General features: G+C 58.3%; 18 protein-coding genes. 9 read left to right on the top strand and 9 right to left on the bottom strand.

The genetic code is table 11. From position 1 onward, the window contains the following. Nucleotides 1-23: 23 nt before the first annotated feature. From C1D09_RS03425 to C1D09_RS03405, 6 genes are all read right to left on the bottom strand, one after another. Nucleotides 24-2,633, bottom strand: coding sequence for a caspase family protein (locus C1D09_RS03425; protein ID WP_342780203.1), 2,610 nt, complete (start codon nucleotides 2,631-2,633; stop codon nucleotides 24-26). Between the two features lie 128 nt (nucleotides 2,634-2,761). Further along, the gene (locus C1D09_RS33010) at nucleotides 2,762-3,091 is read right to left on the bottom strand and encodes a hypothetical protein (RefSeq protein WP_167514466.1); all 330 of its coding nucleotides are present in this window, start codon (nucleotides 3,089-3,091) and stop codon (nucleotides 2,762-2,764) included. 476 nt (nucleotides 3,092-3,567) lie between these two features. Next, nucleotides 3,568-4,434, bottom strand: coding sequence for a nucleotidyl transferase AbiEii/AbiGii toxin family protein (locus C1D09_RS03420; RefSeq protein ID WP_143972996.1), 867 nt, complete (start codon nucleotides 4,432-4,434; stop codon nucleotides 3,568-3,570). Further along, a complete protein-coding gene (locus C1D09_RS03415) occupies nucleotides 4,422-5,504 on the bottom strand; it encodes a type IV toxin-antitoxin system AbiEi family antitoxin (protein ID WP_143972995.1) in 1,083 nt (360 codons plus the stop codon). Before C1D09_RS03415 ends, C1D09_RS03420 begins: the two co-directional genes overlap by 13 nt. A gap of 98 nt (nucleotides 5,505-5,602) precedes the next feature. Then, a complete protein-coding gene (locus C1D09_RS03410; RefSeq protein WP_143972994.1) occupies nucleotides 5,603-5,782 on the bottom strand; it encodes a hypothetical protein in 180 nt (59 codons plus the stop codon). A 94-nt stretch (nucleotides 5,783-5,876) separates the two neighbouring features. Beyond that, nucleotides 5,877-6,920: a hypothetical protein gene (locus tag C1D09_RS03405; RefSeq protein ID WP_143972993.1), complete on the bottom strand. Its 1,044-nt coding sequence runs from the start codon at nucleotides 6,918-6,920 to the stop codon at nucleotides 5,877-5,879. Between the two features lie 194 nt (nucleotides 6,921-7,114). Between C1D09_RS03405 and C1D09_RS03400 the strand changes: the two genes are divergently transcribed. From C1D09_RS03400 to C1D09_RS03390, 3 genes are all read left to right on the top strand, one after another. Continuing rightward, nucleotides 7,115-8,599: an NACHT domain-containing protein gene (locus C1D09_RS03400; protein ID WP_143972992.1), complete on the top strand. Its 1,485-nt coding sequence runs from the start codon at nucleotides 7,115-7,117 to the stop codon at nucleotides 8,597-8,599. Between the two features lie 157 nt (nucleotides 8,600-8,756). Continuing rightward, a complete protein-coding gene (locus C1D09_RS03395; protein WP_143972991.1) occupies nucleotides 8,757-10,490 on the top strand; it encodes a hypothetical protein in 1,734 nt (577 codons plus the stop codon). A 13-nt stretch (nucleotides 10,491-10,503) separates the two neighbouring features. Then, nucleotides 10,504-11,160 (top strand): hypothetical protein, encoded by a 657-nt coding sequence (locus C1D09_RS03390; protein WP_143972990.1) that lies wholly within the window; start codon nucleotides 10,504-10,506, stop codon nucleotides 11,158-11,160. Nucleotides 11,161-11,823: 663 nt separating this feature from the next. On the opposite strand, the gene C1D09_RS03385 is transcribed toward C1D09_RS03390, so the two are convergent. Continuing rightward, nucleotides 11,824-12,714 (bottom strand): hypothetical protein, encoded by an 891-nt coding sequence (locus C1D09_RS03385; RefSeq protein ID WP_143972989.1) that lies wholly within the window; start codon nucleotides 12,712-12,714, stop codon nucleotides 11,824-11,826. A 188-nt stretch (nucleotides 12,715-12,902) separates the two neighbouring features. Between C1D09_RS03385 and C1D09_RS03380 the strand changes: the two genes are divergently transcribed. Together C1D09_RS03380 and C1D09_RS03375 are read left to right on the top strand one after the other, a co-directional pair. Then, nucleotides 12,903-13,601, top strand: coding sequence for an N-acetylmuramoyl-L-alanine amidase (locus tag C1D09_RS03380; RefSeq protein ID WP_167514465.1), 699 nt, complete (start codon nucleotides 12,903-12,905; stop codon nucleotides 13,599-13,601). A 36-nt stretch (nucleotides 13,602-13,637) separates the two neighbouring features. After that, entirely contained in the window at nucleotides 13,638-13,865 is a 228-nt protein-coding gene (locus tag C1D09_RS03375; RefSeq protein WP_143972987.1) for a hypothetical protein, read from the top strand. A 49-nt stretch (nucleotides 13,866-13,914) separates the two neighbouring features. Here the strand turns inward: C1D09_RS03375 and C1D09_RS03370 are convergent, their stop codons facing one another. Further along, nucleotides 13,915-15,774: a glycoside hydrolase domain-containing protein gene (locus C1D09_RS03370; RefSeq protein ID WP_167514464.1), complete on the bottom strand. Its 1,860-nt coding sequence runs from the start codon at nucleotides 15,772-15,774 to the stop codon at nucleotides 13,915-13,917. Nucleotides 15,775-16,071: 297 nt separating this feature from the next. On the opposite strand from C1D09_RS03370, the gene C1D09_RS03365 reads away from it, so the two are divergent. The 4 genes from C1D09_RS03365 to C1D09_RS03350 all read left to right on the top strand — a co-directional run bounded on the left by C1D09_RS03365 (nucleotide 16,072) and on the right by C1D09_RS03350 (nucleotide 21,959). Further along, a complete protein-coding gene (locus C1D09_RS03365) occupies nucleotides 16,072-17,025 on the top strand; it encodes an alkaline phosphatase family protein (protein ID WP_167514463.1) in 954 nt (317 codons plus the stop codon). A gap of 315 nt (nucleotides 17,026-17,340) precedes the next feature. After that, nucleotides 17,341-18,342 (top strand): SGNH/GDSL hydrolase family protein, encoded by a 1,002-nt coding sequence (locus C1D09_RS03360; RefSeq protein ID WP_143972984.1) that lies wholly within the window; start codon nucleotides 17,341-17,343, stop codon nucleotides 18,340-18,342. A gap of 260 nt (nucleotides 18,343-18,602) precedes the next feature. Continuing rightward, nucleotides 18,603-19,376: a hypothetical protein gene (locus C1D09_RS03355; RefSeq protein ID WP_143972983.1), complete on the top strand. Its 774-nt coding sequence runs from the start codon at nucleotides 18,603-18,605 to the stop codon at nucleotides 19,374-19,376. A 1,131-nt stretch (nucleotides 19,377-20,507) separates the two neighbouring features. Beyond that, entirely contained in the window at nucleotides 20,508-21,959 is a 1,452-nt protein-coding gene (locus C1D09_RS03350) for an RNA-binding protein (RefSeq protein ID WP_143972982.1), read from the top strand. Nucleotides 21,960-22,098: 139 nt separating this feature from the next. Here the strand turns inward: C1D09_RS03350 and C1D09_RS03345 are convergent, their stop codons facing one another. Next, entirely contained in the window at nucleotides 22,099-23,988 is a 1,890-nt protein-coding gene (locus tag C1D09_RS03345) for a pentapeptide repeat-containing protein (RefSeq protein WP_143972981.1), read from the bottom strand. Nucleotides 23,989-24,304 lie beyond the last annotated feature (316 nt).

Below are 24,304 nucleotides of genomic sequence, written 5' to 3'. Positions count from 1 at the left end.
TCGGAATCGGCTAAGACTTGCCCTCAGGGCCTTTGTTGGGTCATCGCACGAATGATGACATCGGCAATCGCCAGTTTCAGCTCGGCTTCCTGCTCGCTTTGCCACCGCACTCTAAGGCCTGCGACTGTGTCGTCGCGCTGCTTTATGGGCATCCGCAGGAGCGCGGCGACGACGATATCGATCCTTGCCTTGCGCGCCGCCATGTCCTGCGCACAGCAAGCGACCGTCCGATAGAGGGCCGCTGTGTCGAGACCGCCGGTGCTGTCTTGCTCCAAAAGCACGGCTGCTGCAGACACGGTTTCCTGCAGCCGCGACGGCTGAACGCCGAAGCGTCTTGCGTCCGCCAGCGCTGTCTCGAAAAAATTGAGGATGGCCTGACGGGTTTGAAGATCATGCTCGGCCGTGCCGCCGATCACGGCCCTTGAGATCGCTACGAGATGGGTTGACGTCAGTCCCGCGGCGAGCTCGATCGCGTCCGCGGCTTCACCCTTGTCCTCCCCGGTATAAGCGATCCTCTCCGTCTCGGGAGATGTTGCGTCGGCCAGGATGGAGCGCAGAATCTCCCGCTGTCCGGCCGTCATCGGCGCGCCTGATCGGGCGAGCAGACCAACCTGTTCGACTTGCTGATCGTTTGGCGGCAGAGGGCCGGTCCCGACATCAGCACCCACTGTCTTGGCAATGAGCGCGCCAAGCGGCGGCTTTCCCGCCGCAGGGTCGCCCAGAACAAGCCGTAGCGCTTGTTGCTGCTCTCCGGAGTCGTTGGCGGCCCCGCGTTCCGCTGCGTAGTCGATCAGTTTGACGAGAACTGGAGTAGGCAGCGATCGATAGGCGGCGATCGCCTCGAGCCAGCCACGCGCGTTGACGAATGCGTGTCGCCGCGAAACCTGGTCTCCAGAAAATCCGATGCTGTCGAGAACCCATGTGATCTCGGCATCCGGCAATGCGCCATGCGCGGCAAGCTCGCCTAGCTCAATCCGGCCCTGATCCGACTTCTCGCGGGCATGAGCCCATGCAATCACTTTCCCAGGATCTCCAGCGCTCCCAAGCGTGGCAAGAGCATGCACCGCGACGTCCGAGCACCCGTCCATCAGCGAGACGAGTTGATTGCGCTCTTGCGGTGTCACGGCCTCAAGCGAAAGGTCCGTTCGCCGGGCGACCACCGCTGAGACGAGCTCGACCATCGCTGCCACTTCTGAAGACGTCGGTCGCTCGGTAAAGCGAGCCGCGATACGCTCGGCGGTGATAGGCTCTCCCGGCGCGGCAACGGTCTCTCGAAATTGTTTTTTCCAAACGGCGTTGGCCGTCGTGAACATTTGCACCAGATCCGCAACTTGGCCGAACCCGATGCTATCGTCAGTCCGTGCCGCCGCCGCCAGGCCGCGAATCCAGACTTTGTAGTCTGCCGGATCCGAGAGCAAGTACGTCAAGAAAATGTCTGACGCGGGGCCTGCCGGCTCCTCCGAACCGCAGGAGCCCGGAGCGAGATAGTCTTTCCACTGCAATTTCCAGACATCAGGCAAGGAGCGATGGGGCTCAAGCAGAGCGACTTCGGCCGCCATCTCGGTCGATGACGCGAACGCTGGCGTTGGCGTAGGGATGATCACATGGCCCATTGTAGTCAGGTGCTCGACAGCGTCTGCGAAACCGAGGCGCACCCTCCAGCGAGCTGCCGTCTCGGAATTCAGATAGTCGTCAATGAACACGTCGGCCCATCGCCGGGTGCCTCCGGCGCCGAGGCCAGGCCACGCATGCATTCCTCGCTCATCGAGCAGCGCCGCCTGGAGGTCCTCATCCTTTAGATCGGATCTCGCCGCATCGGTCTCCACTCGCAGTGCCCATGGTCCGACGTTTAATGGAGATAACCATTTCGGCCCCGCTCGCAATTCCACGGAACCGGACGGGTTTATGGCGGGGCGCCACGTTACCGCTGAAGTCGCGGCGATCGCGAGGACTGCAATACATGCCGTTGCCAGACCGATCTGGCGCGTTCTAAGTAAAAGTGTCTCGTACGTGGTCAACGATTTCTGCGGCACGGTCCCCGACACGACCGTCGTCAATTCGAGAACCTCGCTTGCCGCTCCGAAGATCACCGGTTCCTGTGCGGCACTACCTTTCAGCCCAAAGGCGTGGCGGGCAACGTCAGTGGCAACCTCGCTGAAAAGATCGCCAGAAACCACTTTCGTCCGGCCCGCGGCCTCTGGACTGTCGGTCAACGCTTTGATGAGGGCGTCAGCAAAAAGCGACCGCCGAAAAAACGGATCTTCCCAACTCTTCTGATCGGCCTTCGACGAGGTCAGGCAGAACCGCCCGCGTCCCGGTTCGGGGCTTTTGAAGAGCGTTGTCTCGGCCCCGAACTGCCCCGCGTGGCAGGCATCAAGCAGAAAAAGTGTGCTGGCCGCCGAGGATCCAGAAACCAATGCGTCCAGGTCGGCCGCTGTCACTTTGGTGTCCTGTGGCCGCTCGTCATGGAACAGAAACTCAAATCCTTCGCCTCGTGCCCTCCCGTGACCGGCCAGGTAGACAATCAAGATGTCGAACTTGCGGGTTTGCGACGAGATGAGTTCACGAACCTTCGACAAGGTTGCGGCCGAGTCAACGAGACAGATGTGGTTCGATCCGTTGCCCGGCCACATTCTCGAAAAAAGCTCTGACAGTTCGCCAGCGCCGCTCGCGAGGTATCGCAGTGGCCGCTCAGTCGGCTCAAGCACGGCGGCGGGGTAGGCCGATATCCCGACGCAGACGGTGAGCGCCGAAGCGGGCCTCATCCTCTCAGGAAATCGCGGACGCTGGACTGATTGCCGCCCATGCCGCCAGCCTTTTCGGGGGCAGCTTTTATGAGCTTCTGAAGCAACATAGGGGCTGCCAGTCCTATCTGAAAGGCGATAAGGGCGTCGGCATGACCGCCAAGTTGCAGCCATGACAGCCCGCCGCCGAGTATGACCATCGCAAGAGTGATCAACCAGTAGAACAGGCTCCTGGCATAGTCTGGCAGGTTGGGATTCTCCCTCAGACCCCACCAATGCAGCAATTCGTTCGCTGCGCCTCCGCCGACCCCGACGCCGAAAACTGCGAGCTCAGATTCAAGGACCATATTGCCACCCTCCGCCTCGATTTCTTGATGTTAGTCGAATTTTGTTGTCGGCGCGATCTCGCAGACACTACGATCGGATCTCGGCGCAGTTTCGCGAGGCTGCCGAACATCGGCCGGGATCGTTGATGATTTGAAAATTCAAGCCTCCAGCGATAGCCGATGAGCCCGATGATGATCTCGGCAAAATCCGGCATGACCAGATGGACCTGGCGGAGGCTTGGCGTTGCTCGACACCAAGGCGCAGAAGCTGGTGGACGGTTCCGAGACGTCGAGCACGCCCGCGCCGCTGCGACCCGTTAGCCGCAGCCAGTGCGGCCGGTTCGGCGTATGCTTTCCTGGGCTATCCTACCGGGTTGGTCGGTCTGGTGGTGGAAGTCGAAGGCGCCGAGATCGACGAAATGGCAGCGACTGTCTGCTGACGTGATCGAAACGATGGCGCTTCGATTTCGATTTTGTCGTCTCGGCCCATTGTACTCTTAGATTCCGAGTGCCTTCACCCAAGCCGACACCTGCCCATAGGCATCCTGCTGCCATTGGTCTGGACTGCGGCCCGCGAGCAGGTCGCTGTCCTCAACGAATTTGCGGACATATGTAGGGCCGAGCATCTCAAGTTCGGAGAATTTCTCCTTGATGAAATTGTAGCCTTCAACTGCTTCCTTGTGTTCGAGCAGTGGCTTGCAGGCCTCGGCAAGCGCTTCGATCCCATCGGAATAGTTGAAGATGCAGTAATAGATGTCGTACGCGTCCTTGCGCTTGTCACGCTTTGCGAGCGCATAGCCTTTCATGACAAGCAGCGCCGGGATCGAGGCGACCGCGATCTCGACCTTGTTCTTGCCTCCGCCGATCATATTGCCGGTGATCGCCGTCATTTGCGGATACCGCAGCGCAAGCTCTGCGCCATCGACGCGGATCACGGCGAATTCGCTCAAGAGCGGCGGGATATTCTTTTGGACATCGGCCCCCTTGGGCATGAGGAAATCGACGACGATATCGATGGCGGGGCCGCCATCTTTGGCAGGCACAGACCGCACTAGCTGAAAGCGCTTATGGGTATCCTTGCGCTGCTCATAGCCAGCGCCTTTCAGTGCATCAACAAGCGTGACGTATTCCCCGTCCCCCAATGCTTCAGCATCAAGTGCGAGATCGACGTCGACTGTCCCGACATGCGGCATGTCCTCGTTGTCGAGCAGTAGCCAGGGTACGCCGCCACCCACAACCGCGAATTTCCCCTTGAAACTCCCAAGAACCTGGCCAATCTCCAGCAAGACGGACTTCACAGCCTCAGTGGTCCGGCTTGGATAGTCATTTGCCGATTGCGGCTCGCCCGGCGTCAGCTCAACCATGACAAGCGCTCCGTGCGAAGGTGTTCGGCAGCTTCTTTTCCCCGCTCGCCTGCTTGCGCCAGATCCAGATACGTCTGGACGATACCCGTCGTGCGGATGCCGGGATGCGGTTCGATCGCGTCACGCATGACACCGTCATTTTCGAGAACGGTAACGACGAGGTTGTCTCCCTTAACCGCCGGCTCAGCGCGCAAAATGCTCCGCAGAAGGGGCATCGCCTCGCGACGCGCATAAACATAGTGGTTGGAAATGCGACCGTAGGGCGCAAGCCACTCGGCGGCGGAAAACGATGCGAGCGCGACACCACCGTGGGTTTCGTTAACAAGCTGCAGCGCCGCGCGTTCGAAGCCCTTGCCATGCAGAAGCGTATAATAGCGTACCACTTCACCGGGCGGGGCTTCGTAGTTGTCGCGCCAATTGTCGAGCAGGGTTGCGGCTCTCGTGAGTCTGAAACCGTTTTCGTCTCGGCCTCCCCATTCCCGATCGATAAGGGCCGAGGTAACATTGCTGATGTGGCCGAGGCTCACGTCGGATTCCTGGGCAAGGTCGGTGACCTTCCACGTGCGATTGGGATGAAGCAGCAGTACCCGCAGAACCTGCGCGGACTTTGGCTTGAAAAGCGAGCGCAGTTCCCGTTTAATCACTGGCGGCCGCGACGGTGACTCGCGTTCAATGTAGATGCCATCGAAGGCGATGCGACAATTGCCTTCCAAGTCGAGATAGTTGACCGCGAGCTCGCGGCACGTCTCACGCGCATCGTTTGAGAGATAAGGCGTGACGAGGATGGGCACCACGCGCGAGCCGAACTGGGCTGAGGCGGCGCGAAGCTTCAATGCGGCTTCCCGCACAATCCGTGGCTGGCCAGTGGATTTGACTTCGCACACAATCTTCCACGATTGGCGCTGGATTTGAATGTGCGCGACGAAATCGATACCGCGGTCAGGTCCTGCGATGTGCGGCTCCGCGGGGATATCGATATCGCCGATAATGGGAACGTCCCCCAGCACGCGCCGAACCGCCTGCTGGGCCTCAAGTTCCAACGCTTTCAACGATTCCGATGATTTCAGCATATGCTGAAATTAGCATTTTTGGTGAAATTGTCAATCCATTTCACTCGAATTGGCAATTTCAACGTTTGCTGAAAGGCCGCCTTTCGGTGAAAGCTTCTTTAGGATACCGCCTTACGCAAAGCCTTCAAGGTTTCCTCCGCATCTTGAAGCTGGCGCAGAAATTCTGGATCGGCCTTTAGCTCCTGCAGGGTCGTCCAGGGAATGGCCTTCATCGAACTGATGACGGTTTGCAGTTCGTCGCCCAGACCAGGCTTCCCCTTCTTTTCGGGCGCCGCCACTCGGAGCATCGCGGACTCGATATCACGAGCATCATTGAGAATCGCGAGTGAGCGACGGGAGACACCACCAACGGGTACAATTCCAAGTTTGGAGCTAGGCTTTTGCCTTCCGTTTGGCCAGCGCCTTTTTGGCCGGAGCAGGCTCGCGGCCAACGCTGGTTACTCGCTTGATGAACGTGTTTGAAAATGTGATGGCCGGCTTCTCCCCCACGCGCCCAATCGAGTAGAGGTAAACCTTAATTCTCCGAGCATCGAGAGCGGCTGCCATCTGCGGCCTGAGCGCTGGCCGATCCGGAATTAGAATTATCGGCTCAAGGTCGTCAGGCAGATTTATCAATGATGGGTAGAGCGCAAGCTGCCCCACGGCCTCGTAGATGTCATGGGCGAAAACTCCTGTCTTAATCTCGACGAGAGCATTGGCCGGTTCGATCATCGCGTCGACCGTATATCCGGAATTGGTGGGCTTTGTCAGTGACTTCCCGACAAGCTTCTTAAGCTCGGCCCAAACATGCCCTTGCATGTCTTCAACCTCCTTGGTTCCACCTGTGATCGTCACCTTCTTGGTGCGCCCCTGTTCGTCCAGCCCAAACCGATATGTCCCGGGTTCGGCAGATAAAAGTGCCCCGCCGCCAGCCATCGACCGGGCCATCGAACAGGCATTTACGAAGGCGGCGGTGGCTTGTGGTATTGTGCTCGCAGACGAAAGATCGGCCACGACGTACCACTTACGAGATGATGCTTGTCCCCGCGTCATCACAGGGACTTCGCTCAATCCGCTAAGGTCTGCGAAATCTTCTCGTACCGTGCGCGAGATCGGATTTTTCTGCAGCCACCCTTGGCGCAGAAGTAGGGGCCGTCCCTGTTCGTTACGGCCGAATGCAGTCAACTTACCTCTGTCTTGCTGCTCAACGTCAGGTCGAACGATTTTCACCACCCAGGTCCCCAGGCTTGAGTCTAGTCCCAGTACCACCTGGTTATCGATCAGACCCCGTTGACCCCGTCGGTTAGGGGCGAATACGACGCCGGTGCCGTCGATAACCCACCCCCTGTCGTTATCAGTGCCGCCTTGAATCAAAGCCTGGACCCAGTCGCGGTAAAGGCGATCAGACTCGCCTTGATCGGTTAGCAGTTCAATCATCCACCCCCTCCATCGCAGACAAACTTGGAGATCGTCGATACCACGAATGTCACCTGTATGCCTTGTCCCAGACCGAAGGCCGAACGAGCCATCAATCGACGAAAGCGTCGACAAGGCCCGGATGCTATGCGTCACTGAATCGGGCGACTCACGGTAGCCTTGAAAGCTGATACTCTCCGCAGGACACACCTGAAATGACAAGCGGCCCTTCTCCGGCCCAACAAGACGATGCCGCCGAGCTTTACTTCCCGCGTCGGCTGACGCTCGTCGATGCCACGATTGGCAACAGCCGCGTCGATGAGATGGGGCTCCTCACGCTTGCCGGCAACAGGGTCGTCCTTGGCGAGCCCGGCATGGGCAAAAGCGAGCTGCTGGGTGAACTGGGGCGGCGGCTGGGCGCCGAACCGGTCACCGCGATCCGGTTCATTAACAGCAAGAACCCGGCAAAGCTGGTGGCAGCGGGCAAGCCGGTGTTGATCGACGGCCTTGACGAGGCGATGTCGCAGCGCGAAGGCGACGCAGTCGATGCAATTCTCGCCCAGCTCGAGGAGGCCGGCTCGCCGCCGTTCATCCTCTCGTGTCGCTCGCGCGAGTGGCAGGCGCGTAGTGTGACGAACCTTCGCCATCTCTACGGCGCCGAACCCGCCATCCTGACGCTCGAGCCCTTCAATCGGACAGAAGCGCGCGCCTATCTCGCCGTGCGGTACTCAAGTGTGGATGCCGATCATGTGCTCGACCATCTCGCGGCGCACAGGTTGGAAGAGCTCTACCGAAATCCCTTGACGCTCGGACTTATGGGACGGGTGGCAGAAGCCGATACACAATTGCCCGGTACGCGCGCCGCCTTGTTCGAGCGCGTCTGTACATTGGTCTGGCCTGAGCACGATCCCGATCGGCAGGATATGGGGTTGGCCCAACTTACGCAGGATGAAGCGCTCGATGCCGCCGGAGCGCTCGCTGCTGGACTTTTGTTTTCGGGGGCTGAGGCCGCCAGCGCAGCCGGCGCGGCGCAAGTCCAGCAAGGTGATCTACGACTTGCCGATCTGGAGAAGCTGCCGGGCGCAAATGCCGCGCGGGCGATCTTCTCCAGCAAGCTGCTCCACAGCGTCGGTCCCTCGCGCGCCAAACCGATCCACCGCGTCATTGCCGAATATCTCGGCGCGCGCTGGGTAGCGCGACAGGCCACCACCCCGCGGACGCAGCGGCGTGTTCTGGCGCAATTGCACGGCAGCGGCGGCGTACCAGCGAGCCTGCGCGGCCTTCACGCCTGGCTCGCTTACCACAGTCAGGCGATGGCCGAGCGGGTTATCGCCGAAGACCCTTATGGCGTGCTGCGCTATGGCGAGGCGGTCGCGCTGACCCCTCATCTTGCGGACTGTCTTTTCGAGGCGCTGCGCGTCCTCGCTGACGACGATCCCTTTTTCCGTTCGGCCGATTGGGACATCGAGACGGCGACGGGTCTGATGATTGCGGCGCTTAAGCCCAAAATCGAAGCGATCATCGCCTCGTCAACGAGCAGCGTGCACTTGCGCTCGATCCTGATCGAAGGGTTGGAGGGCACGCCCCTTGCCGGCGAGCTGGCCGACACGCTCGAAACGATCGTCCTGTCGCCGGAGCGTTTCTATGGCGAGCGCGACGACGCGGCCGACGCCCTGATGCCATATCGCAACCGCGCCTAGTGGCAAGCGGCTGTCGTGTCCTTGGCCAAACAGGGCGGCGAGTCACCGCGCTTGGCACGCAAGCTTATCCAAGCCATCGATGCCGATGTACCAGACGGCGTGCTGGTCGCGACCCTGTTCGCCGAAATGGGTGTGACTAGCTGCCCGCTGCCACGCCGTGAGCGACGGCGCGTTCACACGATGCGCTCTTTTCATCGCCTGTTCAACGCCATTGTCACGGCGCGACTGGATCGCCGATTATGCGGAGCTCTTGAGCGACCGCGATTGGGAGAAGACCGGCGAAGTCGCCGACATCGTGGCCGAGCTGATCGTCCGGGTGATCGATTCAGGCGTTGTCGGGCCAGACCGTGCACCCGCGCTCTGGCGCTGGCTGAAGATCATCGAGCGGTCCCATCGCCATCATCGTGAGGCGCAGCAAAACCTCGCCGGTCGGCTGGCGGCGCATGATGCGTTGCGTCGCGCGGTCCAGAAACATGTGCTGGCAACCGAGCGTCGCAAGGGCAGCCTGTGGGCCACGGAACTCCAGCTGCAACGCCGGTTGGTCGGGCTCACGGCGCGGCCCGCAGACATTGCCAGCGCGCTCGGTCGTCTCGCACAAGGCGACAACAAAGACGCCGGGCTGCGCCAGGACTGGAAGGATTTGGTGCAGATCGGCTGGGGGCCAAATGGGCTGGATGCTGATGTACGGGCCGCTGCGGAAGTGTTCCGGCGCGGCGACGGACAGCTCGCGAAGTTCTTGCGCAAACTGGCAAACCCCGCGAAGCCAGCCTGGAAGGTGCGTTATGAAAAGCAGGAAACCAAGTGGGCGCGCGATCAAAAAGCGGCGTTCCAAACCGTGCGCGTCAAGTTGGAGAAGGCCCGCGACGACCTGCGCTCGGGCGAACTGACGGCAATCGTCGGGCCCGCGGAAGCCTACCTCGGCAGATTCCACGATTTGCCGAGCGATCTGCCGCCGGTTGAACGTTTGGCCGGCTGGATCGGACCGGCGCTGCGCGACGATGCACTGGTAGGATTCGAGGCGGCCCTGCACCGCGCCGATCTACCCAGCGCCGGTGAAATCGCCGACGGTTTTGCACACAAAACCTTCTACAACTACAGTTTCCCGATCATGGCGGGCCTCTATGAGCGGCTGCGCTCTGGGAAGGGCTTGGCCGACCTTCCAGATTCCCTCAAGCAGGCCGCGCTGCTGCTCAGCTACGACGATCATGGCTGGAGTATCGAAAAGGAGCAGGAGGCGTTGCTCGCCGCTCTCGAGTCGGACGTCCTCCAGACCGCCGAGCAGAGGCGTGCGTTCGCACGCCTATGGATGGAACCGGCGTTGGCGGCCGGCAACGAACATGTCAGCGGGCTCTACAAGCTCGCCCACGAACCGGCCTGGCAGGCGACCGGGGCTACGCTTGGCGCTGACTGGCTGACAGCATTTCCTGATGCCCCGGAGACGGTCGAGGTAGCGCTGGTCGATTGCCTGACCCATGCCGGCGCGCTGGCTGCGCTACGCGACATCGCAGCAGCGCGCGCCACGACTGTGTTTCGCAATTTCGAACATATGCTGTCGTGGCTGGCGATCGATGTGCTGGTGCGCTTTGAAGTCGTGCGGCCCCTTCTCGGCACAATCGGTGCGGATCATCCCGAATTCATCTGGTTCCTCCGCAACCGGCTCCAGTTCGAGCCGCGTGGCGCCATGTTGCCGCTTACGGTCGCGCAGGCGGAATGGATCATTGCCGAGTTTCGTGAGCAATGGCCATATGCAGTGCTGGATGGCGCTAGTTGGGGCGACACGAACGATCATGACGCAAGCGACTTTCTTCGCTCGCTGGTCGGCCTGATCGCCGGCGACACGACTGTCGGCGCAAGCGAGGCCATGGCGCCGCCTCGTCGCCGGACCCAATGACAGCTATGCCGCGTTGATCCGGCACATGACGGCTGAGCAGCGGCAGAAACGGGCGGAAGAGGATTTTTCAGCGCTTGCTCCGAGCAATCTTGCGGCACTGCTCGACGACGGACCGCCAGGCAATATTGAGGACCTGAAGGCACTGGTGCTCGAAGAGATGGACGTCGCGCGGCGCAAGCTGATCTGTGAAGACCTTGATTCGGTTGTCGAATTCTGGACCGATCAAGGTATTCCACGCGACGAGAACCGCTGCCGAGACCGGCTGGCGGCGATGATCGGACCTGAACTTGCTCGCTACGACATCCAACGGATCACGGAGGCGGACATGCCCCAGACCAAGCGGGCCGATCTCGCCTTCGCGCGCGGGGCGATGCAATTGCCCATCGAGGTCAAGGGCCAGTGGCACCCGCATGTCTGGGACGCTGCGACAGGGCAGCTTGATGTCCAATATCTCATCGACTGGCGTTCAGAACACCGCGGCATCTACTGCGTCTTATGGTTCGGCGATGTGCCTTCGGCGAGCGGTCGGCGGCTAAAGGCCAGGCCCAATGGGCTTCCGGCGCCTGCAAGTTCACAAGAGATGCAGGACATGCTGAAAGCCGCCATTCCCGAGGCGCGACGGGCTCTGATCGATGTGGTGGTCTTCAATCTCACTGCCGGAAAATGCTGAAGCGACGCTCGTGGCCAGAAAATAGTTGGACCAGGCTAGCTTGCTGCCTCACCACCGGCGCGCGATTGTATGGTGGCAAGGACTGGGTAGTGTCGTTATCTTGCGATGTCGTGACGGTACCTTTCTGGAGAGACCGAATTGGGCGTGGCGGTATCTTCCGCTACCAAATGCCCGATTGATCTCGATAGTTGGCGAAACCTCAAAAATTATTTTGCGACGATTTTCTCTTTAAAATCAGCAGCGTAGATTTTTGACGGTCTTCACGTCGGTTTCGGCGCACGAGGTGCTAATCACTTGGCTCACCCCGCTACTTCAGGCGCGGCGGTCATCGATCGGCCAATCGATGCGGTGAAAATCATCAAGACAAAAACAATTGCTGAGAACGTCAGACCGGTTGTGACGACCGACGTCCAGGCATTCCGGTTGTGAACGAACGGGAAGGCTAGTGCAGTGGCCACCAGTCTGAGGGTCGATGTGTCGGAAACCGCGATTTCTGCGGGACCATCGATCCGCCCGCAACGCTTGTAACTCAGCTGAAATTTGTTGTCGCGATCACGATGGCCGGCATCGTCACCTTTGATGTCGCATATAGAATAGCTCTTAAGGATGGAACTGCGGCTCCGTTGGGCCGACTGCGGACAGAACGATTTTATGCGGGACTAGCTAAGGAACGAAGCTGTGCCGATCGGCGGAAAGCGCGCCGGCTGTAACATAGGCCTTGACGCGGTCCGCCCTGCGTGTGGAGTCTGTCATGTTTGTACGGGCGCGTCGATCGATGTATGCCCGCAGGACGGCCGCCTCGTCTCGAGAATTCCAGCTTGCGGGATCTCGCTTCCCGGTGCTTGCAACGAAATCCCTTACGCCCTGCATCAGGGTACCCGGCACATGTCCGGGACGATTCACATGCTCGTCGAGGACCAATGCCACGCCGTATTCAGACGAGATGTAATCAGCCATCGTGAACCGACTACGAGCGCTGACGGGTTTCGGATAGAACGTATTAACCCGTGACACCGCCAACCGAATTTCGGCCCGCCGCACCTCCTGATCGTGCGAGGCCCGCCAAAACCGGTACGCCCAGATGTGCTCGCGTAGTACTCGCTTTTTGTCTGTGTTGTTGAGACGGTTACCGTTCAACGAAAGATACCCATAGACGAGGTCGTTTGGACCATGGGCGTTCAGTTCGTACCCTAGTCCTTCGGAACCAAAGTACTCGTTGAAAGCGCCCGGAGAGTAACTATCCACCACCGCCAGAAGGCCGGCAATTTCACCGGCGCCGGTGGTCGCGCCAGCTGTCCATTGAAAAACACCAACGGAGAGGAATGAATTGTCATACGTGTTGATGGCCTCCATCTTTCCCTCGTTATCAGAGACGGACTGGATGACGCGTTGCAGAGAGGGCGAGATGTCAGGAAAGGCGTCGGGGTCTTCAACAAATAACTGCGCAATCGTAGTTTGTCCGTAGTTGTAAAGGCCTGGACCACTGACGGTGCCAAAACGAATTTCATTTGGCCCGTAGACGCCCCGACGCCGGACGTGGATGTCGGCAGGCACGGCCCGCGGCGGTACAGTAGGAGCTGCGGCACTACGGACTGGCTTTTCTATCGTGCGAGTAACTGGCATTGCGCTTCCCCAAAGTCTGCTAATCCTCTACAGTATCCTTGATCTTACACTATTCATAGACAACGCCGCACGGTTGAATGCCGAGTGGAATCGGAGGCCGGATGACTTGGAACCCCATGGTGAAGACCGAGAACCGCTTCGCCTCGACCAAAATGACGACGGGGCGACCAGTTCCGAAGCCAACTCATGTGGTCTGTCATATTACCGGCACGAGTTCTTTCGCGAAAGCAAAGAAGACGTTTCTCAATGAAGTGAGCCCGCATTATCTTGTCGACCAGAATGGCGTGATCTACCAGTTCGTCGAAGAGGAGAATCAAGCTTGGCACGCGGGCATCAAAACGGGCGTGCAAGCGCTCTACAACGCCAGCCCCTCGCACTGGCGGCGCTATCTCTATTGCTTTGACTGGTACGCCTATCCTGCGGGGAGCGTGTTCCTCGACGCGCATCTTCACTCCGTCGACGGCAAGGACGGCGCGGATTTCGTGCGCCGCTCGGATTCTTCGGACTGGCCTGACTACGATTATTTCAATGCCCGCTGGGGCTCCGCTGCCGGTCCGGTGAATTATGAGATGAGCAAGCGGCCCAACGCCTATTCAGTAGGCATCGAGATCCTTTCGGTGGGGTCGAAGAACGCCAGCGAGTCGAAGTACAGCGGGGCCATGTACAACTCGCTGCGCCGCTTGGTGGCCGACATTTGTGACCGTAATAGCATTCCCATGAAGAAGGGTACGGTCGTTGGCCACGAGGACGTAAACCCGATGCAACGATGGGGCTGGGATCCAAATCAGGGCTTCAACTGGAACAAGGTGTGGGAATGACGTGGTAGAGGTGGCACGATGTTACGATGGGCTATCTTGGCAGTATTGACCGGTTTCGGAATTCTCACGCTTGCCGCAAGCGTGGTGTTCGCTGAGCCGAACGCCGATATCGGGGTGCTGATTGCGGTCGGCGACATTATGTATTGCGGCACGAACGAAGCAGCGGAAGTCAAGGAGACTGCGAAACTTGCGGTGGACCGGATCGCGGCCGCGCGCGGAGAAACTCTCGGTGGCCATCGCGCTGCTCGGCGACCTCGCGTATGAGTATGGAAGCAAGGAGCAGTACGGCTGCTTCAAAGCGAATTGACCTCTGCTAGGGTGTGGCGCTGTTCAAACTGTCCGGACCTATTTGCAAGGTTCGAGTTAGGGGCACGCCGTCGTTGGTCACACCCACGATATCGACGTTGGTCGCGCCACGTCTTGCATACGCTACCGGGCGACCGCTCGAGAATGGCCCTTGTATTGAGTTGATTTCCGACCAGCCTGCCGAACCGAGAGTGGACCATGCGAGTGCTCCATTGCGAGTAATCCCGAATAGTAAAAGGGCGTCTGCAATCGCAATAAGGTAAAGGCACATCCACCAGTCTGGCCGGCCCAATGTCGAAGGCAATCGCTTTGGCATCGTAGTGCTTGTTTGCCAAATTTCCTGACCGTCCTCCAGGATCAGGTGCATTAACTCACTTCGATCGCGTCTCTGAGCGATCATGTGGATCGCGCCCGTTGAGGCCCTGACAGCGGCGACGCCACTTCCGCCTGCGGCGCCCGACGTATTCGGAACGGAAGAAACTCGCCAGCCGTCGCCCGCAGATCGAAAAGCATGTGCGACGCTCCAGGAAGCATCATCTTCGGATGCCGCGATCTCGCAGCTCACATAGAACACATCCATCCTGTCGACTGTCATGGCGTCGTGTTGTGAGGGGAGCGCCACCAGGTTGCTTCCGCCGCTTACTGGCGGTCCGTCCAGCCGGGACACGTTCCGGGTCCAGTCGCTCTCCCCAGGATTCCACCATCGGGTGGTAAGAAGGTGCTGCTGGTCAACATAGAACAGGTCCAGCTGATCAAGTCTGCGCGAGATCGCGACTATGGGGGTGCCTTTGCGGGTCGGCATGGCTGGATTGAGGCAAGATGCATGAGTCGGGAAACGTTCGTCAGGGTTTAGCCAGAACTGACGGATGAAGCCGTCCTGGCCGGTTACGAATCCGTCGAAGAACCCGGGACGGCGAGAGACCGAAGCCATCCAGCCGGTGTCGAATCCGCTAGATGATGCTGCAGGATCAGGACCGATATCCGCTGGCGAATGGGCGAAACGCTCCACGGGGGAAAGGCCGCCCGACGGAGTCCGGTCGAAGTGATCCAGTTCGAGCGCCGAGACCGAGAAAACGTGGGCCAAATCCGGTTGACCCTGATCGCCGGCGATCGCGAAAGCAACACTTGCGAGAGGATGAGTAGGGTCACTTATTCTGGCAGAATCAAAATCTGCATCAGTCGATCCACCCTGGTCTCCGCCCGCGGCAGGCCAGGTAATGCTTTGGCGATCGCGATCTTTGCGAAACCAGTCATACTGGCATCCGACTGCGTCGACGTTGTCGACCCAGGCGCTGTCTTTGGTCTGGACAATCCATTGCCGCGGCGTTGCGGGCGTCAGACAATACGTGGCGTCATTCCAGAGAGCTCTGGTATGGATCGGGATCGCGAAGGGCCAGACGTTCGGTCGCAATGGCCTGAAATCCTGACCAGTGAGGATGCGCTGCGTATCCAGTCGACTGCAGTAAATGCCAGTTGAAAAACCAGCCTGGCGGACCGCCTGCATCCAATTGATCATGTATGCGGCGTACGCATGGTCATCGCTGCCCCCAAGGACTGCGGCTTCTGAATCCAGATAGATAGCAGCGCCTGCCTGCAAGCCAGCCTCATGCGCCCGGTCGACAGCGAAGCGCCCGTGGACTGTCCCGTCGGTCGTTTTCATTTTTGAGATACCCTTGCCGGTGAAGGGTACCCAGAACGGCACGAGGGTCCAGCCTAGATCGCGAAGGTCGTGCCAGTGGGTCGTCCATGTGGTGCGCTTCTGCATCGCGTGGTGTGCAAGATAGAATCCTACGAATTTGAGGTTTGACCATCTCCACAAAAATGCAAGCCGATGATCCCATTCTCCTATGTCGATACCAGGTACCACCGCAATCCTCCCCTGTTCCGGACAAGAGCCTCTCGGCGCCGGTTGACCCTTTTGAACACTATAGGCGCATCCTGTTCATGCGGGCCAGTGCAATACAAAGAGTTCGACTTGTCCATCACTCGGAATTGATGTATCTTTCAAAATAACTGTAATTTTCGGCCTACCACAGGTCGCGTCTAAGCTGGCCCGCTGCCTTGAATAAAAGGCTATTTCCCCTTATTTTATAGCGCTAGGATAAAGCCTTTATTCTGAATTCCGATGCCAGATCGACCTGGCCGGCTGGGCGAGGAGGCAGAAATGGTTTCTAGCATCGGAAAGCTGATTTTGGTCACTTCCATTGCGGGAGTGCTTCCGGTCACGCCAGCAGACGCCGCCACCATCAAGCATGTGTTCGTGATTGCCATGGAAAACCGGGATGCAAACGTCATCTATAGTGACGCCCTCCGCGCCCCTTACATTCACGGCACTCTTTTGCCAAACTATGCCTACTCCACCAATTTTGTTGACGAGCTTCCTGGTCTGGATAGCGAACCTCACTACATCTGGATGGAAGCGGGCACGAACAGCTTTCCAGATCATACATTCAAATCGGACGCCGACCCGATCGCATCACATGGCACGAATTCCACAAGCAATGGCGATCATCTGGTCCGCCAGATGGAGTCGGCCGGCGTCTCATGGACGACGTATCAGGAAGGAATGGATCCGCAGCGGACCGGTGCATGCCCGGTGGCCAGCAGCAGTCGCACCTTCTATGCCGCGAAGCACAATCCGTTTGTTTTCTTCAAAGATGTCGCTGGCGATCCACCGTCGAGGACCAGCGTCGAGTGCATCTCCCATACGAAGCCCTATACGGAATTGTCGGGAGACATAAACAGCGACAGTGTTTCCAGCTACGTCTTCATCACGCCCGACCTTTGCAACGACATGCACGGCGCGCCTGGATGCAAAAAAGGCCACCCTATCAGGCACGGCGACGACTGGTTAAAAAGTCAGCTGCCTCCGATTATCGAATGGACAAACAAGAACTCAGGCGTGATCTTTATCACCTGGGATGAAGGCTCGGGAACAAAGAAAATGCCGTTCATTGCGATCGGGCCAGGAGTGAAGGCAGGTTATGCCGGAAGTGTCCTCTACAATCATGGATCGATGCTGAAATCGATCGAGGAAATCTTCTCATTGCCCTCGCTCGCGACCGTCTCGGCAAACAACGACCTGTCAGATCTTTTTAAAGCCGGATATTTTCCATAGCGGTCCAGAGCCGAAAAGAACCACAGGAGGCCTGCCGGCGAGGATCGCGAGAGGCGCGAAATGCGACAAGCCTCTCATTCTGTGGCGCAGGCAGGCTGATGGTTCCTACATGGAATGCTTTCTGCAGGCCGACTGCACATACGGTGGCTGCGTCCCGGTCAGCGCCGACCAGGTTCCAGACGAGGTCAAGAGTACACAAAACTAGATGGGGCGCGCTCGTTTCAATGCGGCCAAAGCCTATAGCGACGATGTCGCTCAACGTCACGACGATAGCTGGTGTTCGTCCGATCTGTTTGCAAATGAAGGGAGGATTTTATGGACGCCGACCTCGATCTCCATGCTCAGGCTCAAGCCCAGATCGAGCGCGATCTCGCAGTCTGGAACGACGCGCAGCAGAAACAGTCGATGCGCTATCGCGCAGCGAAGCAAGCCGCGACGACACTGGCCGCTGAGTTTCATCTCGAACAGAAGCACCTGCTAGCGATCGGTGACTCCTGGTTCGACTACCCCATCCAGGGCAACAATCCGCTGTCGGGGCCCTCTGACATAAAGGTTCAACTGCAGGCGATCTGCAGTCCGGCGCCCATCATCTATTCCACCGCGCATCGCGGCGATGCGTCCACCGATGAGATGAGCTTGCCGAAACAGCAGCGAATCCTCGATCTACTTGTGGACAAGTCCAAGTGGCCCAGCGGCAAACCAGACGCCATCATCGTGTCGGCGGGCGGCAACGACGTCGCCGGCAATAATTTTTGCATTTTCCTTGATTACAACGACGGAAAGGCTGGAGGCCTGAACGCCCAGCGATATGCTGGTGTGCTTGCGATCGTCAAATCGAGCTATCTCGCGCTGTTTGCATTGCGCGATCGGCATGCGCCAGGCGTGCCGATCTACGCCCACTGCTATGATTTCCCGACTCCCAATGGAGTGCCTGCGCCGTGCGGATACGGGCCATGGTTGAAGCCGTCATTGGATTTCTGCAATTGGCCGGCAGGCCCGGGCAAGGTGATCGTGCACAACGCCCTGGTTCAGTTCAAAGCCATGGTGGATGCACTGGCGGCCGATCCCGCCAACAAGTTTCACATCGTGCCGACGCAAGGCACGCTCAACGATGCGCATTGGGCGAACGAGTTGCATCCAGACCCGACCGGCTTCAGGATGATCGCTCAGAAGTTCGCCACCGCGCTTGGAATGAGCCAGGTCTCGTCAGCGGTTGCGGCGGAGATCGTGGCCGCGCCCACAAAGAAAACTGCTGCAACCGCAGCGGCCCCAAAAGACAAAAAGTCTCGAAAACACAAGCGACAGCCGGCCAGCTAGCTGCCGGCCGTCGATGGGTCCAGGGACAACCTACGGCTTGCATCTTCACGCTGCATTGCCCTTGGGCTTTGTCTTCTGGCCAAGGCCGTTGGCCTTTGCCGTGAAATGCGAGGTGTAAAAAAACACTCGAGCGATATTACTATCCTTCTCAAACAACAAAAAAAGGCTTATGTTTATTACTGCCGAAGGGTAAATTGCCCCAAAGTTCGTATTGAACGACGCAAGTCCTGTATCGGTTATGTGCTGACAGGGAGAGAGCAATGGCGCGCGCACCTCAGCCGCACCGCAGAGGAATGCCAGACCCGCGTTCGGTTATCGAGGTAACGACCTTGCAACCCACGCGACCTTCCATTCCGGGGGCCTTGGCTCCCGCGATCGGCGCGACCTACCAGATACTTAGGACGAATGAGTTCGATCCGAAGGACAAAATCCGTCAAGTATCGCCTCTCGGCTTGGCCCCGCTGCATATAGGCGACAATTTCGCAGGCACTGCGCGTAAAGCAGCCAAGCTCTCGATCTCAGATGCCGCCGCGGAGGTCTTCGACGATGTCAGCAACCTGATTCCAACCCTGCCGGCCAAGAACTCTATGAAAGGGCACCAACCGCCGATTACGGTCGAGCCAAGCTCAGGCCGCGTGGCTGAAGAGGATCGCAACGTCCAACTTCGGGCGTTTCTCTATGCTGCTAGCCGGGAAACCGACAATGATTTCCATTTGATGATAGGCCGGGATCCCGCTGCGGGCGGCGAGGCAGTCTACATGACGGCCGAAGTCTCGGGGCTGCCGACCGCGGACAGTACCAGTTTTGCTCAACTTGAGGCGGCCCGCGATGCCTTCAAGTCATTTTTTGGCGCCAAGCTTCCGGGTCCGTCTTACGATTTCTACGATCCACCGATTCCCATTGAAATTAGCGGTTCGCTGTTTTTCGACATGAGCCACGCCTCCGGCCAGGGTCCGGGTCCAGAGACGCTACGTCAGCATATTCCGACGATCTGGGAGATCCACCCCATTTCGAGCATAATTTTTGAGCCATGAAGAAGGGGCGCTCGGCCAGTCCGGCGGAAGGTTCCAAGACGAGGCGTCGACCCGGTCTGCCCCCAGAGTCCGCGATCGTCGAAGAGGCGACGATGATCTCGCCCAAAGGAGTTCCATACCGCGTTGTTAGGACGCGCGAAAAGGACGCTTATGATGACGACAAGTCGTCCAAAGTGCCGGATCAAGATAGGGAGAAAGAAGGGTCAGAATGACAATCTCTCTCTCAGTGATGCGAGCGCGGACGTTGTTCATCGAGGGAATGAAGATTGTCAAGTTTAGCAGAGATCATAAAATGCAGAAAATCGGTCTCACAGAGGCTTGATTTGAGAGCTTTCTAAAGTACTGATATAACGCAGCATCCAGAGAAAGACGTCAAATAGAAATTTGAAGTAGCGTTGCCGTCGTGAGGGAGGGCGCCATGGACTTCATTGAACGTTGGTTTGGGGTATCGCCGGATGGTGGGGATGGGACAACTGAAGTCCTCTATCTCTGCGCGGTAGTTGCTATCGTTTGCCTTCTGCTGACCCGCAGGCATCTATCTGCCATTGCTCAGCGTTGGCTGGGCAGGAAATCAGACTAGTCATGGGGCAGACGCCTTAAGGCCCCAGAGGACGGCCGCACCTTTGGTGTGCCTTATGGCGCGAGCCCTAGACGACATGCAATGCCCGGCTCAATTACCAGCCTATTTGCGGGGCAGAACCTCTTTCTCAGGAACAGAGGTCTTTGTCGGTGCTCTACCGGGTACTGGAGGCAGCTTGCATTCCTTTGGAGATGGTTCAGTGCTGCCAGCTCGTTTTCTAAAGTCGAAGGGATTCCCGCTCTGCGGTTCAATCACATCACCGCGGATGGATTCGGCTTTTTTTCCAGTGTTGCTCATGGATCAATCTCCTGAACCCAATATAGGGCAGTCCCCCCGTCTCGGGCACCCCGTTCAGCCAAAATTGTCCGCGCTTGTGTGGTTTCGTTGCAAAGCTCAGGGAGGATTTGCTCATGGCTCGTCCAGCTCGTCGTCGCCGACCCGACCCCAAAGCCGAAATACCGGCCGGGGATTGGTTGATGATCGAAGGCGCTCCGGCGAGTGCGCCGGCAGCTCCCGGTGCCCGTAGCGGTCAAGACCGCCCGGACGCGGTTTTGAGCGGCCGCAAGCCTCTGCGCAAGCCAAAGGGGATCGCTGCCAGAGCCAAGCGTATCGATGCCGCTGCCGAGCTGGCGCCAGGCCTCGGGGCGCCCGCGACTGTATACGCGCTCCGAGCCGCTGCACCCGCGCCGGCTGCCCCTCCGCCATACACACCGTCGACCTCATTCCAGATCGGTGAGGATGACAATACCAGCATCCCTCCCGACACACATGCTGCCGTTGGGCCGAAGCACGTGTTCGCGACGCATAACAATGACATCGCCATCTACGATCGGGCTGGGAATCTTGTCTCGCGGACTTCGCTCAATTCGTTCTGGAGCGGCGTGGGGCTTACCGGACACACCTTCGACCCCAAGGTTGTTTACGACCGCGATACCAAGCGCTTCTATTTTGTATCAATGGCCGACGCCGAGGAGGCTACTTCGCGAGTGCTGATCGCTGTGAGCGATTCCGCGGATCCGACAGGTATCTGGAGACCCTATGCCATTCAGGTCGACCCGGCGGCGCAGGGAAAGGTCTGGATGGATTATCCGAGCCTTGGCTTTTGCGACGACAAGATCACCGTCAGCGTCAATCTCTTTACGTTGAAAAGCAATGCCTTTGCCGGCGCCACAATCTATGCCTTCGACAAAGCATCTTTCTTCAATCCTGCCGGAAAGGTCGCGGTTCAACGTTTTGTCTTGGCGAATATGGGCGCAACGCATGCCCCGGCTGTAACCATGAGCCCCAAGATCCAGGACCAGTATATCGTCGAAACGTGGTCGGGTAACGCGAGTGGCAAGGGCTACCTCATGGTCCTGCGCATTTCCGGCAGCGTTGCCGCGGGGGCTGCGACTTTGACGCGAGTGGGCTATGCGTCGTCGACGACGATTTGGGACTCTTTCCCGCCGGTCCCCGAAATTGGCCCTCAATTGGGTACTGCGGCCAAGCTGGCAGTGGGAGACGACCGGATGCAAACCGTCGTGCTTCGCGATGGCAAGTTGTTCTGTTGCCACACTGTCATGCTTCCCTCAGGCGCACCCACTGTTAGTGCGATCCAATGGTGGGATATTCCGATCCAGACCTGGGTTGCCTCGGTCGGCCGGCTGACGGAACTGGAGGGTGGGTGCCTTGCTCATCCGTCTATGGCAGTGAACGACAGAGGAGACAAGGTGATTGGACTGTCGATCTTTGCACCAGGCATACACCCTTCAGGGGCATGTTACGGAATTTCAAACGGCCTTGGCCCGGTAGGCCCTTCGATATTTGCCGCCGGGACGGCCACGTATGAAAAGAGATTTGGGGGAGCGCAAAATCGCTGGGGCGACTATAGCGCGACGATGACGGATCCTGAAAATGACCGCGATTTCTGGACCGCACAAACCCATAGTGAACCATGGATTGCCGGCTGGGCGGAGGCAGGCCGTTGGTCGACCCGCATCGCGCTCGTCATTGCGCCGCCATGAGTGGCGCCGCATAAACCGTAGATTACGTGGTTTCTGCCAGTGCCCCAAGGCTTGCGGAATAACTTTATGGGCGCTGTGATGCCTGTCATCCAACCAGCCTGGCCCACTCTGTGTCGGGCGGGCGTGTAATCTTATTTTCCTAGGGGAGGAGCTTTTTCGCCAGTTCGCTTAAGAGCGGGCTAGCCTGGGCCAGAGCGTAAACGAAGCAAGCGATCAAGATTTTTCCGAAAATCGATTCCAAAATGGTGATGGCGGCGAAGGGCGCGGTTCGACTGCGCCCGTAGCCATATTGCATTTGCCACGCGGTTCTGTAGCTGAAGGCGAGGGCGAGGTTAGCGCGACGCAATGTCATTGACACTGAGGTCGCGGGGAATTCGTCGTCGTCAATTTGAGTCCAGTAGACGCCAGCAAAGACCAGGATCATCAACGCCGCCCAGACGACGACGCGCAGCGGCGCGAGGCCATAGCCCCAAAACACGCGTGAGAACACGCTTTGAAGCCACTCGGCTCCATGCTGATCCTCCTCTGCTAGGTGCCGTTCGCGATAATCCGCCTCGTTCTTCAATTCCAGACTATTGGCTTTTTGAAAGGCCCGTTCGAGGTCTCGCCAGAAACGTTTCTCCTCCCCTTGGACGTCCAGCCGCGGCTCATCTTCACCCCAGATAGCCCACCAGGGCTTGCCTTTGAACAATTGCGGCAGATCGGCGTATACAGGACCATCAAAGGTGACCAGCCGCATGGAGACATCAGGCGCCTCCTTCGTTTCGTTCGTGTCCGGGCAGCGACCGCTGTCTTCGCTATTCGGAAAGCTGGCGTCCTCCATGCTCAAATCCGAGCCGAATGAGACCGTGTTGAGCGCGACACGGCAAAGCACGCTGGTACCTTCGAAGTGGACCGCCTTCCGAAACAGGATGCGATTGAACTCAACCCGATGGAAGACAGCCCGGCGAAAGATTGTCTCTCCATCCATCGACCCTAGCCCATTGAAGCCGTCCAACTTAATTCGCTCTATACGAGCGTCATCAAAATCGGTGCGGCCAGCGAGGGTCACCCCATAGAAGGTCAGCCCCTCACCTCGCGCGCCACTGAAGTCGACAGCGTCGTGGAAGACGGTTTTCAGAAAAATTAGGCTTTTGAATCTTACGCGTCTGAATAACGCTCTCGCCGAGAATTCGGCTGCATAAAACGGCCCGGTAGGTGCTCGGCGGGGGCCGGCATGAAACTCCGATTGGCCGAAATTCGCGTCCATCGCGAAGAGCGTATGCCTGAAGCTCGTAGGACCCAAAAATTTAGTGTTCAAGAAGCTCGCATGCCGCCTGAATTTCGCGTACTCGAAATCGGCGTCCTGTCCGAAGACGGATTTCCTGTTGTGGTCGAGGATGAATTCAACGGCTCCGCCGAAATCCGTTCCGCGAAACGAGACCGGCCCAACCCACCAGACACCGAGCGCCTTCAATCCATCTTTGAGCACACTGCCGGTGAAGTCTACCGGTCCGTCGAATGCCGTTTGGCGAAAGGTGATGGCATCGTCAACGGTTGTATCTGTGAGCCGCAGGCCGCAGGAAACGTTTACCCTTTCCAGCGTGATACCGCCGCTGACGGAACTGCTCCTGATGGTTATCGCGACTGGAAGCCAGTCGGTCAAAATCGGCTCAATTTGGTCGGGAGGTTGGTCTCCGGCATCATCGTCGACGTTGGGCGAGTTACCGTTACCAAAGTTAAGGCTGCCGATGATGGAGCTATTTTGTATGATGACGGCCTTAGTGTCATCACAGATGTTTTGGTGAGTGCCGAGCGTGATCAAAGCAGCGTTCAGGTCAGTGCTTTGGATTTCCCGCCCTACGATAGGTTGCTTAGCATCAATGGCCGAAACGATATCGGCCAGGCCGATTGCTGGCAGAGGTAGGTGTTTAGAGACGGGCTCTTCTGCTCTGGCTGCAGCGATTGCTAAAACAAAAAGAAGAGCCATCATGCACAGAGAAAATACAAAATCTGACCGGCAAATCGATAACGAACGTCCGCCCCGCATGACATTTGCCCCTCGTTCCTTATATTGCAGTGTCCTCCAAAGTTAAGCAATCCATCGACGGCCACAATGCTTATCAATGAAAAAGACGCGACAGATCGATCCGAAACAGGCACTGGACCTGGCGCTTGGATCGTATTGCCAGACAATACGAGATCATACGAAGGATATGGGTTGGCTAACGATCCCCTAAATCATTGATTTTCCATAGAAAGATCACGCCATCCGAGCCTATCATAGCCGTTGATTTTGGAGCAAAAAAAGACCTACTTGGAGCGCTGACGGTACTTTTTGAGACTATCTGGACACGCCGTTGAAC

Source organism: Mesorhizobium intechi (assembly GCF_002879535.1).
GTDB lineage: Bacteria > Pseudomonadota > Alphaproteobacteria > Rhizobiales > Rhizobiaceae > Mesorhizobium > Mesorhizobium intechi.
The sequence above is the reverse complement of the archived record's forward strand: the minus strand, read 5'-3'. Positions and strand labels throughout refer to the sequence as shown.